Source organism: Myroides sp. A21, assembly GCF_000807225.1.
In the GTDB taxonomy this organism is placed as follows: domain Bacteria; phylum Bacteroidota; class Bacteroidia; order Flavobacteriales; family Flavobacteriaceae; genus Flavobacterium; species Flavobacterium odoratimimum.
The window spans coordinates 1963000-1978494 of record NZ_CP010327.1 but is presented as its reverse complement, the minus strand read 5'-3'; the positions used below and the strand labels follow the sequence as shown (position 1 = coordinate 1978494).

The following is a 15495-nucleotide window of genomic DNA, read 5'->3' as shown; positions in this document are numbered from 1 at the left end:
AAAAATACTACTATTTCTATTAATGAGCATAAGTTTTTTTGCATGCTCTATCACGGAGCAGGTTCCAAACGACCGTGCTCTATTAATGGATAATACCATTCTCGAAAATGGTAAAAAAATATCTAAAGAAGAGGTTATGGCGCAGCTATACCAACACCCGAACAGCACTTTTCCCATGACTAATATGAGGTTAAGACTATATCTGTACAATCTGGCAAAGCCAAATGCTGATTCACTATATCAAATATGGTTAAAAGAAAACCCTGGTAAAGAAAAGGTAATGGAGAGTGTTCTTTCTAAGAAACAAGTTGACCGATTAGGAGAGTCTTTTATTATATCTGGGATTAATAACTTCCTATTAAAAACAGGAGAAGCACCTGCTTTATACGATAGCCTGAGAACAAACAAATCTAAGATTCGTCTAAAAAACTACTATTTCAACAAAGGTTTTTTTGATACAAAAATTACAACTCAGTTAGATACCACTGGAGTAAAAAAAGTAAAAAATACATATAGCATTACTACAGGAGAACCGTATGTAATAGATAGTATTAACGCTAATATCAGTACGAAAGCTTTAGAAGATCTATACCTTAAGTCTCTATCAAAATCAAAAATCAAGAGCAATACTGTATTTGATGTTAAAAACTTCGAAGAAGAACGAAAAAGATTAGCTACAGACTTTAGAGATAATGGTGCGTATCATTTTCAAGAATTAAATATTCGCTATGAAGTAGATACTATTATCAATAAAAAAAACAGAGCGAATATAGAATTAATCATTGATCCTAGAACAGTAAAGTCAGGGGATTCATTAAAAGAAGTTCCGTTTAAAATATATACGATTAGCGACGTAAATATCTTCACAGATAATAGTTCTAAAAACAAAGAATACGTCTTAGATAGTGTTCACTATAACAACTTTAATATTTATAGTTCTACAAAACTTCAGTATAAGCCAAAGGCACTTACAGATGCTATATTTATAACAAAAGGAAGTACTTTTAGTGACTTCAGAAGAGTATTAACCTCTCGCTCTATCAGTAATTTACGTACTTTTAACTATCCTGTTATAGAATATGTAGAAGATAAAAGAGATACTACTGGACAATCATTAATCAGTAATATCTACCTAACATCTCGTAAAAAGATGACTTTCAACCCATCATTTGATGTTACTCACTCGAATATTCAAGATTTCGGTATTGGTGGTAGTATGGGGTTACTGTTCAGAAATGTTTTTAGAGGAGCTGAGATATTAGAAATCAACTTAAAAGGATCATTAGGTTCTTCTCGCCAAATGAGCAACCCTAATGATGTGTTCTTCAATGTAACAGAATATGGTGGAGATGTTAAACTAACTTTTCCACGACTATTATTTCCAATAAATACGGATAGATTAATTCCTAAAAGTATGTTACCAACAACTTCTATGAGCTTTGGGCATACTAAACAGAAAAATATTGGGCTAGACAAAAACAGTTTAACAGCTATTATAAACTATACGTGGCTACCATCAAGAAGGAATAGCTTTAGTGTGGATTTAGCTAATATACAATACATTAGAAACACCAACCCTAGTAATTACTTCAGTGTTTATAAATCATCTTATACTAGATTAAATGACCTGTCTAAAAACTATACTACTATCAATCCAGACTATTATGATCAGAATGGAAATCTAACGATAGCTGAAGGAGGAAGTAATCTATTTATAAAAGATGCTCTAGATACAAATAATCCTCTAGGTATCTCTGCTCAAGATCATCAAGAGATAAGAAGTATAGAAGAAAGACGTATACGCCTATCTGAAAACAACTTAATTATAGCGAGTAATATCACTTTTACGAATACGACTAGAACTAATCTATTAGATAACAGCTTCTATACGCTAAAAGCTAAAGTAGAGTCTGCAGGTGGTCTTATGAACTTATTAATGCAAAATACAAGTTCTAAAATAGGACCAACAGGGAAAAAAACAATAATGGATGTAGAGTTTTCTCAATATGTAAAAACAGAGGTAGACTTCGTTAAATACTTTGATCTAGGCAAAAAACGTGTTGTTGCAATGCGTGCTTTCGCTGGTCTAGCAGTACCTTATGGCAACTCCAATTCCATTCCATTCACAAGGAGTTATTATTCAGGAGGATCAAATGACAATAGAGGATGGCAATCTTACCGATTAGGTCCTGGGCAAAGTGGAGGTATCAATGACTTTAACGAAGCGAATATGAAATTGTTCTTCAGTACTGAGTATCGTTTTAACATAGGAGGGAAATGGTATGGAGCACTTTTCGTAGATGCCTCAAATATTTGGAACGTATTTGATGATATTAAAGATAATACCTATACCTTTAACGGCATTTCTTCATTAAAAGATATGGCAGTAGCATCGGGATTAGGATTGAGATATGATTTTAGTTTCTTTGTATTCAGATTAGATATGGGATTCAAAACATATAATCCTGCACAAGATAAAGGACAAAAATGGTTCAAGGAGTTTAGCTTAAAAGAATCAGTCTTAAACGTTGGAATTAATTATCCATTCTAATTCAAATAATAATTAGTATTTTTGTACAAAATTTAAACACACAACTATGGCTCATAATATTAAACCAGGAGTTGCTTTTGGCGACCAAGTTCAAGAGATTTTTAGATATGCAAAAGAAAAAGGTTTTGCACTACCAGCAGTAAATGTAACTAGTTCAAGTACTATCAATGCAGTATTAGAAACTGCTGCTAAATTAAATTCTCCAGTGATTATTCAGTTTTCAAATGGAGGAGCATCTTTTATGGCAGGTAAAGGGTTGTCTAATGAGAATCAAAAATCAGCTATCATAGGAGCTATTGCAGGAGCAAAACATGTACATGCATTAGCAGAAGCTTATGGAGTAGCTGTTATTCTACATACAGACCACTGTGCAAAAAAACTATTACCTTGGATAGATGGCTTATTAGATGCTGGTGAAGAACATATGAAACAATATGGTAAACCTCTATTTAGTTCACACATGATTGACTTATCAGAGGAGCCTATTAAAGAAAATATTGAGATTTCTAAACAATACTTAGAGCGCATGGACAAACTAGGTATGACATTAGAAATAGAATTAGGAATCACAGGAGGAGAAGAAGATGGAGTAGATAATACGGATGTAGATTCATCTAGATTATATACGCAACCTGATGAAGTAGATTACGCTTATGAAGAATTATCTAAAGTAAGCCCTAGATTTACAATCGCTGCTTCTTTCGGAAACGTACACGGTGTATACAAGCCAGGTAATGTAAAACTGACTCCTATCATTCTTAAAAACTCTCAAGAATACGTAGCGAAGAAACACAACTTAGGACACAATCCTGTTGATTTCGTATTCCATGGTGGATCAGGTTCTTCTTTAGAAGAAATTAGAGAAGCTATTAGTTACGGTGTAATCAAGATGAATATCGATACAGATACACAATTTGCTTACACAGAGGGAATCAGAGACTATATGTCTTCAAAAATAGACTATTTAAAAACTCAAATAGGTAACCCTGACGGTTCAGATATTCCAAACAAGAAATATTATGATCCAAGAGCGTGGGTTAGACAAGGAGAATTGACTTTAATCGCTCGCTTAGAACAAGCTTTTGAAGATTTAAATAACGTAAATACGTTATAATTCCCCCCTTGCTTTCAAATTAGTATAAACAAAAGAAACATTTTATGGCTTGGTTTAAAAGGAAAGAAAAAGGTATTCAGACGCCAACAGAAGACAAAAAAGATATTCCAAAAGGATTATGGTATAAATCTCCGACTGGAAAGATAATTGATCAAGATCAGTTAGAACAAAATTTATGGGTGAGTCCAGAAGATGGATATCACGTTCGTATTGGTAGTAAAGAATATTTTGAAATTCTTTTTGACAACAACGACTACAAAGAAATAGCCAAAAGCCTTTCTTCAAAAGATATTTTGAAATTTGAAGATACTAAAAAGTATGTAGATCGTTTAAAAGAAGCAATGACTAAAACACAATTAAAAGATGCTGTTAAAGTCGCTGTTGGTCAATCAAAAGGAGAAAAATTAGTAGTTGCTGCAATGGACTTTGCTTTTATTGGAGGTTCTATGGGATCTGTAGTAGGAGAAAAAATCGCACGTGGTATAGACTACTCATTAAAAAATAAGATACCGTTCTTAATGATTTCAAAATCAGGAGGAGCTCGTATGATGGAAGCAGGTTTTTCATTAATGCAAATGGCAAAAACATCTGCTAAATTAGCAATGCTAAGCGATGCTAAAATTCCATACATTTCATTATGTACAGACCCTACAACAGGTGGTATATCAGCTTCTTTCGCTATGTTAGGTGATATCAATATAGCTGAACCAGGTGCATTAATTGGTTTCGCAGGCCCACGTATTGTAAAAGATACAACAGGTAAAGACTTACCTGAAGGCTTCCAAACTTCTGAATTTTTATTAGAACACGGATTCCTTGATTTTATTACACACAGAAGAGACCTGAAAAAGAATGTAAATCAATACTTAGATTTGATCTTAAATAGACCTATGAGATAATCTCTTAAGGTTAGAACATAAAAAAAGGATACTATTTTTTGCAATTAGTATCCTTTTTTATTTCTACTTATTTCTATCCTCCCATTCTAATAGCTTCTACAGGATCTAACTTTGCAGCTGATCTAGCAGGTAAGTACCCAGACAACACTCCTATAAAACCTGATAAAATCAGTCCTACGAAAATATTAGAAAGACTCAATACAAAAGTAAAATCTAATAAACTAGTAACTAGTAGACCTATCCCCCATACCATAACGATCCCCACTAGCCCACCAATAAGTGATAATATAATTGCTTCAAACAAAAACTGAAATAAGATAAAATGTCTCTTTGCTCCAATCGCTTTTTGAATACCAATAAGATGAGTACGCTCTTTCACTGATACAAACATAATATTAGCAATACCGAAACCTCCTACCAATAAAGAAAAGCCACTAATAATCCATCCCACTACATTCATCTGTCCGATAATTTTCTCAATCATATCTAACATCCCTCCAAATACATTGATAAAGAAATTATCATCCTCTCCTTCTTTCAATCCCCTATACAATCTTAATTTCGCTGCTATTTCATCTTCAAACTGTTTAATATCTACATCTTTACTAGGTTTAAGAATCACTACGGTAGTAGAAACTAAACTATTATCTCCAAACATTTGTCTCATAATATTCACTGGCATATAAACACTCTCATCTTGACTCCCTCCAACGCTTATAGATCCTTGCTTTTCAATAACACCAATAACTGTAAAACGCTTACCATAGAGTCGAACATACTGTCCTACTGGATCAAAATCCTCAAATAATGTATTAGCTACTTCATGCCCTATCACTACCACAGGAACACCATTTGTTGCCTCTGATTCATTAAAAAAACGCCCGTTAACCACTTTCACATTATCCAAAAACTGCATATCAGAAGAACATGGTCTCATAATAACTTCTGCATAGTTCGCACCAAACTTCATCTGTTCAGACTTAGTAAAATAATTAAACGATGCATACTCTACATTGGCTAGATTTCGTTTAAGATAATCGTATTCGTCATACTTCATCTTTGGATACTGCTCATACTTCCATTTAGGAACTTCGGTTGGCCCAAAAGAACGATCGAAAACATAAATCATATTTCGATCAAAACCACTCAATTCACTTTTAATATTCCTATCCATCGAATCTACTGCTGCTAAAACAGCTATAATCGAAAAAATCCCAATAGTAACACCAAGAAAAGAAAGTGCAGTACGAAGCTTATTAATACGTAACGCATTAATTGCAAAACTAAAACTCGTGGATAAAAGTCTTAAATACACTCTCATAAGGCTAATCGCTTTTCTTTATAGATATAACATAACTCCCTTAATCTTGTCAACAACACAAAAAACAGAGAGATATTTTTCTAAATTAATCAATATTAGAAATAAAATAAAAAGAAAGTTAAAAAACTTCTTCATTAAACTTTATTAATACCTAGACAATAGTTACTTTTGCGCATTGACAAAAAACACAACATGAGCACAACTAAAAAAATTCAATCAGCCCTAATTTCTGTTTTTGATAAAAATGGATTAGAGCCAATCGTAAAAGAGTTACACAAGCACAATGTAACTATCTATTCTACTGGTGGTACAGAAACATTTATCAAAGAGTTAAACATACCTGTAGTACCTGTAGAAGACGTTACTTCTTACCCTTCTATCTTAGGAGGAAGAGTAAAAACATTACATCCTAAGATCTTCGGAGGGATTCTTAATAGACAAGATCACGAAGGAGATATTGCTCAAATGAAAGAATATGAAATCCCACAAATTGATTTAGTAATTGTGGATTTATATCCATTCGAAAACACTGTAGCATCTGGAGCACCTGAAGCTGATATTATTGAAAAAATAGACATTGGAGGTATTTCTTTAATCAGAGCTGCTGCTAAAAACTTTAAAGATACAGTAATCGTACCTTCTGTAAACGAATACGAACTATTCTTACAGATGATTCAAGAGAATAATGGGGCGACTACTTTAGAAAACAGAAGATTATTAGCTACAAAAGCTTTCCATGTTTCTTCTCATTATGACGGAGCTATTTTTAACTATTTCAATACAGACGAAACAGTCCTTAAAATTAGCCAAGCGAATGGAAATGAACTTAGATATGGAGAGAATCCTCACCAAAAAGGTCACTTCTTCGGAAACTTTGATGCCCTTTTTGACAAGTTAAATGGAAAAGAACTATCTTACAACAACCTACTAGATGTAGATGCAGCTGTAAACTTAATGAATGAGTTTAAAGGTGAAGCTCCTACATTCGCTATATTAAAACACAATAATGCATGTGGTGTAGCACAAAGAGGTACAATGAAAGCAGCGTACTTAGATGCTCTAGCTGGTGATCCTACTTCTGCATTTGGTGGAGTTTTAATTGCAAATAACACTATTGATGTAGCAACTGCTGAAGAAATCAACAAATTATTCTGCGAGGTTGTAATCGCTCCTGCATACGACGAAGCTGCTATTGAGATTTTAAAAGAAAAGAAAAACAGAATTATTTTAGTAATAAAAGAAACTGAACTTCCTAAGAAACAAGTACGTACTTGCTTAAACGGAATTTTAGTTCAAGATAAAGACAATATTACAGACAATAAAGAGCTATTAACAAACGTTACAAAATTATCTCCTTCAGACAAGGAAATAGAAGATTTGTTATTTGCTTCTAAAATCTGTAAACACACCAAGTCAAATACAATTGTATTAGTAAAAGATGGTCAACTGTGCTCTTCTGGTACAGGACAAACCTCTCGTGTAGATGCTTTACGTCAAGCAATCGAAAAAGCTAATTCATTTAATATAGAACTAAAAGGTGCTGTTATGGCTAGTGATGCATTCTTCCCTTTCCCTGACTGTGTAGAAATAGCTCACAACGCTGGAATTACAGCTGTAATCCAACCTGGAGGGTCTATAAAAGACGATTTAAGTATCAATTATTGTGACGAAAATAATATCGCTATGGTTTGTACAGGAATTCGTCATTTTAAACATTAATTTACTACTTTTGTAAAGCATTAAAATATTAACTATAAAAGCCTTTTAATTATATGGGATTTTTTGATTTTATGACTGAGGATATCGCTATAGACCTTGGAACAGCGAATACCCTAATCATCCATGGAGGAAAAGTTGTGGTAGACAACCCTTCTATTGTTGCCCGAGATAGGACCACGGGTAAAATTATTGCTGTCGGAAAAGAAGCAAGCTTGATGCAGGGAAAAACGCATGGTAATATCAAAACAATTCGCCCATTAAAAGACGGAGTTATTGCTGATTTCGATGCTTCAGAAAAAATGATAAGCCTCTTTATCAAGAGCATTCCTGCATTAAGAAAAAAAATGTTTACGCCAGCATTACGTATGATTGTATGTATTCCTTCTGGAATAACAGAGGTAGAAATGCGTGCTGTAAAAGAATCTTGTGAGCGTGTGAATGGTAAAGAGGTTTACCTTATACATGAACCTATGTCTGCTGCAATTGGTATTGGAGTAGATATTATGCAACCAAAAGGTAATATGATTGTAGATATCGGAGGTGGTACTACTGAGATTGCTGTTATTGCCTTAGGAGGTATTGTATGTGATAAATCTGTTAAAATTGCAGGTGATGTATTCACTAACGATATCATCTATTATATGCGTACACAACACAACTTATTCGTTGGAGAAAGTACTGCAGAAAAAATCAAAATTCAAATCGGAGCAGCTACTGAAGATTTAGAAACTCCTCCAGAAGATATGCTAGTTCAAGGGCGTGACCTATTAACTGGTAAACCAAAACAAGTAACTGTATCTTACAGAGAGATCGCTAAAGCTTTAGACAAATCTATCCAACGTGTAGAGGATGCTGTAATGGAAACATTATCTCAAACTCCACCAGAACTAGCTGCTGATATCTATAATACTGGTATTTATTTAGCAGGTGGAGGTTCTATGCTTAGAGGTTTAGACAAACGTATTTCTCAAAAAACAGACCTTCCTGTATACATTGCAGAAGATCCGTTAAGAGCAGTTGTAAGAGGTACTGGCCTAGCAATCAAGAACATTGACAAATACAAAAGTGTATTGATCAAATAAAAATAACTTATGCAGCAGATAATCAATTTCTTTATAAAAAACAGTACTAAGCTACTGTTTTTGCTGCTTTTAGTCATATCATTCGGGCTAATAATACAAACGCATACTTTTCATCAAAGTTCGTTTATTAGCTCAGCGAATGGTGTGACTGGTTATGTCTATGAAAATGTAAACAACTTTAAGGAGTATATGCATTTAAAAACAGAGAATGACGCTCTTGTTTTAGAAAATGCACACCTAAAGGCCATCGCTTTCAACAATACTACTGCACAAGATTCTATAGAAATTAGAAACTTAATGCCAGAAGAAAGACAAGAATACTCTATTATAGTCGCTAAAGTAATCCGTAATACTTTTAATACTAAAGAAAACTATCTTACCATAAAAGGTGGTTCTAAACAAGGTATTGAAAAAGATATGGGGGTGATTAATAGTAATGGAGTGATCGGAGTTATAGAAAAAACATCTAAAAACTACTCTACAGTACAAAGCATCTTGAACGTTAAATCTAAGATCAATGCTAAAATAAAAGGTACGAATCACTTCGGTCCTCTAGAATGGGATGGAAAAAACACTGGATATGTTAATTTATCTGATATACCAAGGCTAGCTGAGATTTACAAAGGAGATACTATTGTTACAGGAGGTATATCTACGATATTCCCTGAAAATATTCCTATTGGAGTAATCGAGAAAGCATATACTAATGAAACTTCAAATTACTTTACAATTTCTGTTCGCTTGTTCAATGACATGACGAACCTTGGTTATATATACGTAATTAAGAACAAAGATATTGAAGAAATTAACCAACTAGAAGCTGAAACAAAAGATGAATAGTGTTGCATTTTCAAATATTGCTCGTTTTATTGCGTTACTAATCGCACAGATTCTTATTTTCAATAATATAGATCTTTTTGGTTTTATAAACCCATTTCCATATATCCTTTTTATCATTTTATACCCAACAGACAACAATAAAGCTGTTTTTTACTTAACAAGCTTTTTTTTAGGTCTTATTGTAGATATGTTTGAGAACTCTGGTGGAATGCATGCAGCTGCTAGTTTAATTCTAGCCTTTGCTAGACCATCAATATTAAAGTTCTCCTTCGGGATCAGCTATCAATATCACAATTTAAATATCATCAAAAAAATCACTAAAGATATTTTTAAATCTCTGGAGGTTTTTGGTTATATTTCAATATCCGTTGTTATACATCACATTATACTCTTTGGATTAGAATTCTTTAGATTTAATTTTATCTGGGAGATTCTTTTAAGAACTGTACTAACAACTATAACTACACTACTAGCGTGTATTTTGATATTATTTCTGATTAAACCGTCAAAAAAATGAGAAAGCTTTTATTACCCTTAATTATTATAGTAGTTACTATTGTAGTACTAGCTAGATTGTTTTTTTTACAGATAATAGACGATACTTATATTAAAAAGTCAGAGAATAACGCTTTAAAAATTGTTTACGAATATCCTGAAAGAGGATATGTCTTTGACAGAAACAATAAATTACTTATAGCGAACCAACCTTCTTATGATATTATGGTTGTTCCTAGAGAAGTTAAGAATATTGATACTCTAGCTTTATGCAGTTTACTAGATGTTACTTATGACCAGTTTGTTTCTAAATTAGAAAAAGCAAAGGTATATAGTCCTAGACTACCTTCTATTTTCTTACCTCAATTAAGTAAAGCTGAATATGCTGCCTTTCAAGAAAAAATAAGACACTTCAATGGGTTTTATATTCAAAAAAGATCTCTAAGAGACTATCAAGTATCTTCAGGAGCAAACCTTTTCGGTTACATACGTCAAGTAAATGAACAGAATATAAAGTCTAATTCATATTATAAATCAGGTGACTTGATTGGTATACAAGGTATCGAACAAGAATATGAAGAGACATTAAGAGGTACTAAAGGTGTAAAATATATTCAAAGAGACCGTTTTAATAGAGAAATAGGTTCTTTTAAAAATGGAATATATGACACTTTAGCCGTAAAAGGAGATGACATTATTCTTACAATAGATAGTGAACTACAGGCTTATGGAGAGTTATTAATGCAGAATAAAAGAGGGGGTATTGTTGCAATCGAACCTAAAACGGGAGAAATACTAGCTTTAATTAATGCTCCTAGTTATGATCCTGCTCTACTCGTTGGAAGAGAACGTTCTAAAAACTATACTGCACTATATAATGATTCACTTGCTAAACCATTGTATAATCGTGTATTATCAGGAGAATATTCTCCAGGATCCCCATTCAAAATACTTACTGGTTTAATAGGTTTACAAGAAGGTGTTATTAATGAACATACTACTTTTGCTTGTAATAGAGGTTTCTATTATGGTAAAGGTGCGTGGATGGGATGCCACGATTCTGGTCATTGGAATTTAAACATCGCTATTGCAAAATCTTGTAATACATACTTCGCTAATACATATAAAAGAGTAATAGAGAAGTATAAATCACCTGCTGAAGGAATCAATAAATGGAGTGAACATTTACATTCATTTGGATTAGGCCAATTCTTAGGATATGATCTACCTGAAGGAAGAAAAGGACATATCCCTGATGCCGACTATTACAACAGATGGTATCCAAATGGAGGATGGAAAAGTACGACTACTATTTCTAACTCTATTGGTCAAGGAGAAGTTATTATGACTCCAATGCAATTAGCCAATGTAATGGCTGCTGTAGCTAATAAAGGTTATTACTATACACCTCATATCATTAAGAATATAGAACATCACGACATAGATAAAAAGTTCACTACTAAAAATATCACATCAATAGATCCACGCCATTTTGAGCCTATTATAAAAGGTATGAATGATGTATTTAATATTGGTACTGGTCGTTCTGTGAGAGTAGATGGCTTAGAAATGTGTGGTAAAACAGGTACTGTAGAGAACTTTACTAGAATCAATGGTAAACGTTACCAATTAACCGATCACTCTGTATTCGTAGCATTCGCTCCTAAAGATGATCCTAAAATAGCAATTGCTGTATTTATTGAAAACGGATATTGGGGAGGTAGATGGGCAGCTCCTATTACTAGCTTAATGGTTCAGAAATATCTTCTACCTGAAATAGTAAGAACTGATTTAGAAAAACGAATGTTAGAAGGAAGTTTGAAAAATGAATATGACAAAGTGCTTCATCTTTATGACACGTCAGATAAACCTAAAAAAACACATAGAATTAATATATAGCTTTAGATTAAATCAAAAATGAAAAACGTTAGTGTTCAAAAAAACATAGATTGGATATCAATACTTCTGTATATGCTTTTAGTCATAGCTGGGTGGATTAATATCTATTCGGCTTCTCTACCTGCAGAAACCACATCTATTTTTGACTTAAGCCAAATCTATGGTAGACAACTAATGTTTATTATTTTTTGTATTCCACTTATTATATTGATTGTATCCATAGACACTAAGTTCTATGAGAAGTATGCTATGGTTTTCTATATCATTGGGCTGCTTTCCATACTTGGTTTATTTGTATTTGGTAAGTCAGTAAAAGGTCAAACGAACTGGTATCAAATAGCTGGTTTCGGTATACAGCCCTCAGAGTTTGTAAAAACTACTACTGCCCTGCTACTCGCTAAATTTTTATCAGATAGTCAATCCCATCTAAGTTCTTTTAAAGAACAAATTATAGCTTTAGTTATCATCGGTGTACCTACCCTATTTATATTAAAGCACGATACTGGTAGTGCTATGTTATTCGTTTCTCTTGTATTTGTTTTGTACAGAGAAGGACTGCCTAGTTGGTACTTATGGACTGGATTTATAACAATTATTCTATTTGTCGCAGCACTTGTAGTAAAACCAGGTATCATCATAGCTTCTATACTTGCAATAGCGGCATTACACTTCTATTTAAACAAAAAGATTACTCGTAACCCTTTAATATATATTATACTAGTTGTAATCATGTCAGCCTTCGTATTCTCTGTAGATTACGTTTATGATGAAGTACTAGAACCACACCAAAAAGACAGGATTAATGTATTAATAGGAGAAGACGTTAACTTACAAGCTGAAGGGTACAACCTTAATCAATCCAAAATAGCCATTGGATCAGGAGGCTGGACAGGAACAGGATTCTTAGAAGGAACTCAAACAAAGGGAGGATTCGTACCAGAACAACACACAGACTACATCTTCACTACAGTAGGGGAAGAATGGGGGTTTGCTGGTGCTTCTTTTGTAATCATTCTATTTGTCTGCCTATTTTTCAGATTAATACACTTAGCAGAAAGACAGAAAAAAATATTTAACCGTGTTTATGGTTATTGTGTTATCTGTTTTCTGTTTATACATTTCGCCTTTAATATTACAATGCTTATTGGACTATTCCCTACCATTGGTGTACCCCTACCATTCTTTTCATATGGAGGTTCTAGTTTAATGGCATTTACTGTATTACTTTTCATCTTTCTAAAGCTAGATGCTAATAGAATTAATGAATGGTAAATACATACTCACGAAACAAATATTTAATACAATTCACACAAACAAAACAATGAAAAACAAAATGCTATGTGCTGCTGCAATATTTGTAGCAACAACATCTGTGGTTAAAGCTCAAGAAATTAAAACTACTGATCTAAAAGAGATCCCTACAGAACACACTTCACTTGAGTCATTAATTGATGAAAAGAAACTAGTTGAAGAAAGCTTAAAACTTGAAGAGATTAAACTTCAAAATGAAAAGGATGCTACTAAAAGATTAGAACAAGAAAAAGAAATAGCTAAACAACAACAAAAAGAAGAACTAAAAGCCCAAAAGCAATTAGAAAAAGAACATAAAGCTGAACTTAAAAGACAAAAGAGTATTATCAAAAGTCAGAAAAAAGTAAGCAAACAAACATTAAAACTTCAAAAAGCAGAAGATAAATACAATGCTAGAAATAGCAAATATGTTCAACTAAATGCTTCAGGTAGGCTTACTCCAATAGAAGATTTAAAATTCAAAAAGCAATTACTTGATTTGCAAACTAACATTAAAACCCAAGAGTTAGAACTAAAAAAACTAACAATGGAGTTTGAGGCAATCAACAAATAATACATAAAGCTCACTTCTATGAAGTGGGCTTTTTATTTTCTTCCTATCCTCTCCTCAATCACCAACACAAAGACACACAAGCCCCCTTAAGAACGTTCTTTATACACTTATACATGATTAATCAATGATTAAATACTTCTCTTAAAACTCTTTATTTTAGCAGTGAGCATTATTTTCAAATGTATTTTACTTTTTAGATTAACTAGACTTTTTGCCTAGTCCCCAACTTTTGTCACTGATCCCAACTTTTGTCGGATCAACGTTAAAAGTTGGGGAGGAAAGTGTAAAATAATATCTTTGTGCTATGATGGATAGCCAAGAAATACTAAAACTAATCTTACCTACTTACTTAGTAGAACACTTCAATATTACTAAAGTAGAAGAATTAGAGACCAAACTACATATCTACTTTGAAGAGAAGAATGATTACGGAAATCAATGTGCTGAAAGACAGCTTATTTCTAAAGGTTTCCATAGTATGATTACTATTGAAGACTTCCCGTTACGAGGTAAATCAGTTAAACTACACGTACAACGTCGTCGTTGGACAGATAAACAAACAGGAGAAATTATATCACGTGATTGGAATATCATCGCAGAAGGAACACGAATGACTACAGAGTTCTCGGAGTTCTTAAAAAAAATTGGCCGATACTAAAGTACTTAGCTGTAAGGCTATTGGTGAATTATTTGGAGTTAAAGGTGAAAAGTTTCAACGCCAATACAAACATAAAACTAGTGGTTTCAAACAATGGGATCAACAAGAACATGCACAAGACTGGCTACTCTACCCAGAAAATATAACTGAACAACTCTCCATAGATGAAGTATGTTTATCTATGGGAGAATTGTACACTATACTGACTTCTAAAGCAGGTAAAGGTCAGAAAAAGACCATTGTAGCGATAGTTAAAGGAACAAAATCAGATACTGTAATAAAGCATCTATCTAAACTACCTAAAAAACTTAGAGATAAAGTTACCGAGATTACTTTAGATATGGCAGGGGCTATGAAACAGATAGCTAAGAAGTGCTTCCCTAAAGCTGTGCAAGTAATTGATCGTTTTCATGTACAAAAGCTTGTAAGTGAAGCTGTACAAGATATTAGAATAAAATATAGATGGGCTGAGCTTGACGCTGAGAACACTGCTGTTTTAAAGGCTAAGGAAGAAGGCATTATATATAATCCTGAAATACTTAGTAATGGAGATACTAAGAAGCAACTTTTAGTTCGCTCACGTTCTCTACTTTATAAAAACCAAATTAATTGGACATCTGACCAACAAGAAAGAGCTAAGGTACTATTTGAATTATACCCAGAGATCAAACAAGCCTATCTACTTGCTAATAACCTTAGACAGATATATAATCTACAAATAGATAAAGAAATAGCTATGACTAAGCTAGCTCATTGGTTTAATGATATTGAAAAAGCTTCACTCAAACACTTTAGTACTGTTTTAAAGACTTTTAATGTACACTATAACGAAATCATCAATTACTTTATTAATAGAAGTACAAATGCTTCTGCGGAATCATTTAATGCCAAAATTAAATACTTCCGTATGATGTATAGAGGTGTTAGGGATAAGAAGTTTTTCCTTTTTAGATTAACTAGACTTTTTGCCTAGTCCCCAACTTTTGTCACTGATCCCTTTTGTCACTGATCCATTTCTTTTACATCAGGGCGCAAAATAAAAAAAACCACTAC

Annotated in this window: 13 protein-coding genes; 12 read left to right on the top strand and 1 reads right to left on the bottom strand. The window is 33.1% G+C overall.

The features are described from left to right. Nucleotides 1–22 precede the first annotated feature (22 nt). From MYRA21_RS09025 to accD, 3 genes are read left to right on the top strand one after another with little or no spacing between them, the layout of a single operon-like run. Nucleotides 23–2551 (top strand): BamA/TamA family outer membrane protein, encoded by a 2529-nt coding sequence (locus MYRA21_RS09025; protein WP_006257262.1) that lies wholly within the window; start codon nt 23–25, stop codon nt 2549–2551. Nucleotides 2552–2597: 46 nt separating this feature from the next. Further along, nucleotides 2598–3665 (top strand): class II fructose-bisphosphate aldolase, encoded by a 1068-nt coding sequence (gene fbaA, locus MYRA21_RS09020; RefSeq protein WP_006257263.1) that lies wholly within the window; start codon nt 2598–2600, stop codon nt 3663–3665. A gap of 44 nt (nt 3666–3709) precedes the next feature. After that, on the top strand, nt 3710–4564 hold the full coding sequence (gene accD / locus MYRA21_RS09015) for an acetyl-CoA carboxylase, carboxyltransferase subunit beta (RefSeq protein ID WP_006257264.1): 855 nt from the start codon (nt 3710–3712) through the stop codon (nt 4562–4564). A 73-nt stretch (nt 4565–4637) separates the two neighbouring features. On the opposite strand, the gene MYRA21_RS09010 is transcribed toward accD, so the two are convergent. Then, nucleotides 4638–5885, bottom strand: coding sequence for an ABC transporter permease (locus MYRA21_RS09010; RefSeq protein ID WP_006257265.1), 1248 nt, complete (start codon nt 5883–5885; stop codon nt 4638–4640). A gap of 192 nt (nt 5886–6077) precedes the next feature. Between MYRA21_RS09010 and purH the strand changes: the two genes are divergently transcribed. The 9 genes from purH to MYRA21_RS08965 all read left to right on the top strand — a co-directional run bounded on the left by purH (nt 6078) and on the right by MYRA21_RS08965 (nt 15415). After that, the gene (gene purH, locus MYRA21_RS09005) at nt 6078–7604 is read left to right on the top strand and encodes a bifunctional phosphoribosylaminoimidazolecarboxamide formyltransferase/IMP cyclohydrolase (RefSeq protein WP_006257266.1); all 1527 of its coding nucleotides are present in this window, start codon (nt 6078–6080) and stop codon (nt 7602–7604) included. 53 nt (nt 7605–7657) lie between these two features. Beyond that, nucleotides 7658–8686 carry a rod shape-determining protein gene (locus tag MYRA21_RS09000; RefSeq protein WP_006257267.1) on the top strand — a complete coding sequence of 343 codons (1029 nt, stop codon included), beginning with the start codon at nt 7658–7660 and terminating at the stop codon, nt 8684–8686. A gap of 9 nt (nt 8687–8695) precedes the next feature. Beyond that, on the top strand, nt 8696–9526 hold the full coding sequence (gene mreC / locus MYRA21_RS08995) for a rod shape-determining protein MreC (protein ID WP_006257268.1): 831 nt from the start codon (nt 8696–8698) through the stop codon (nt 9524–9526). Then, nucleotides 9519–10043, top strand: coding sequence for a hypothetical protein (locus tag MYRA21_RS08990; RefSeq protein WP_006257269.1), 525 nt, complete (start codon nt 9519–9521; stop codon nt 10041–10043). The genes mreC and MYRA21_RS08990 overlap by 8 nt, the downstream gene beginning before the upstream one ends. Next, a complete protein-coding gene (gene mrdA, locus MYRA21_RS08985) occupies nt 10040–11920 on the top strand; it encodes a penicillin-binding protein 2 (protein WP_006257270.1) in 1881 nt (626 codons plus the stop codon). Before MYRA21_RS08990 ends, mrdA begins: the two co-directional genes overlap by 4 nt. 18 nt (nt 11921–11938) lie before the next feature. Then, nucleotides 11939–13192 carry a rod shape-determining protein RodA gene (rodA, locus tag MYRA21_RS08980; RefSeq protein ID WP_006257271.1) on the top strand — a complete coding sequence of 418 codons (1254 nt, stop codon included), beginning with the start codon at nt 11939–11941 and terminating at the stop codon, nt 13190–13192. Between the two features lie 49 nt (nt 13193–13241). Next, complete coding sequence (locus MYRA21_RS08975; RefSeq protein WP_230456708.1) at nt 13242–13784, top strand: hypothetical protein; 543 nt, start codon at nt 13242–13244, stop codon at nt 13782–13784. A gap of 304 nt (nt 13785–14088) precedes the next feature. Beyond that, the gene (locus tag MYRA21_RS08970) at nt 14089–14442 is read left to right on the top strand and encodes a hypothetical protein (RefSeq protein ID WP_006260368.1); all 354 of its coding nucleotides are present in this window, start codon (nt 14089–14091) and stop codon (nt 14440–14442) included. Beyond that, entirely contained in the window at nt 14429–15415 is a 987-nt protein-coding gene (locus MYRA21_RS08965; protein ID WP_039328873.1) for a transposase, read from the top strand. The genes MYRA21_RS08970 and MYRA21_RS08965 overlap by 14 nt, the downstream gene beginning before the upstream one ends. Nucleotides 15416–15495: the final 80 nt, after the last annotated feature.

Coding starts and splice junctions, on each gene's coding strand:
- MYRA21_RS09025 (WP_006257262.1), top strand. CDS start 23: ATGAGCATAAGTTTTTTTGCATGCTCTATCACGGAGCAGGTTCCAAAC.
- fbaA (WP_006257263.1), top strand. CDS start 2,598: ATGGCTCATAATATTAAACCAGGAGTTGCTTTTGGCGACCAAGTTCAA.
- accD (WP_006257264.1), top strand. CDS start 3,710: ATGGCTTGGTTTAAAAGGAAAGAAAAAGGTATTCAGACGCCAACAGAA.
- MYRA21_RS09010 (WP_006257265.1), bottom strand. CDS start 5,885: ATGAGAGTGTATTTAAGACTTTTATCCACGAGTTTTAGTTTTGCAATT.
- purH (WP_006257266.1), top strand. CDS start 6,078: ATGAGCACAACTAAAAAAATTCAATCAGCCCTAATTTCTGTTTTTGAT.
- MYRA21_RS09000 (WP_006257267.1), top strand. CDS start 7,658: ATGGGATTTTTTGATTTTATGACTGAGGATATCGCTATAGACCTTGGA.
- mreC (WP_006257268.1), top strand. CDS start 8,696: ATGCAGCAGATAATCAATTTCTTTATAAAAAACAGTACTAAGCTACTG.
- MYRA21_RS08990 (WP_006257269.1), top strand. CDS start 9,519: ATGAATAGTGTTGCATTTTCAAATATTGCTCGTTTTATTGCGTTACTA.
- mrdA (WP_006257270.1), top strand. CDS start 10,040: ATGAGAAAGCTTTTATTACCCTTAATTATTATAGTAGTTACTATTGTA.
- rodA (WP_006257271.1), top strand. CDS start 11,939: ATGAAAAACGTTAGTGTTCAAAAAAACATAGATTGGATATCAATACTT.
- MYRA21_RS08975 (WP_230456708.1), top strand. CDS start 13,242: ATGAAAAACAAAATGCTATGTGCTGCTGCAATATTTGTAGCAACAACA.
- MYRA21_RS08970 (WP_006260368.1), top strand. CDS start 14,089: ATGATGGATAGCCAAGAAATACTAAAACTAATCTTACCTACTTACTTA.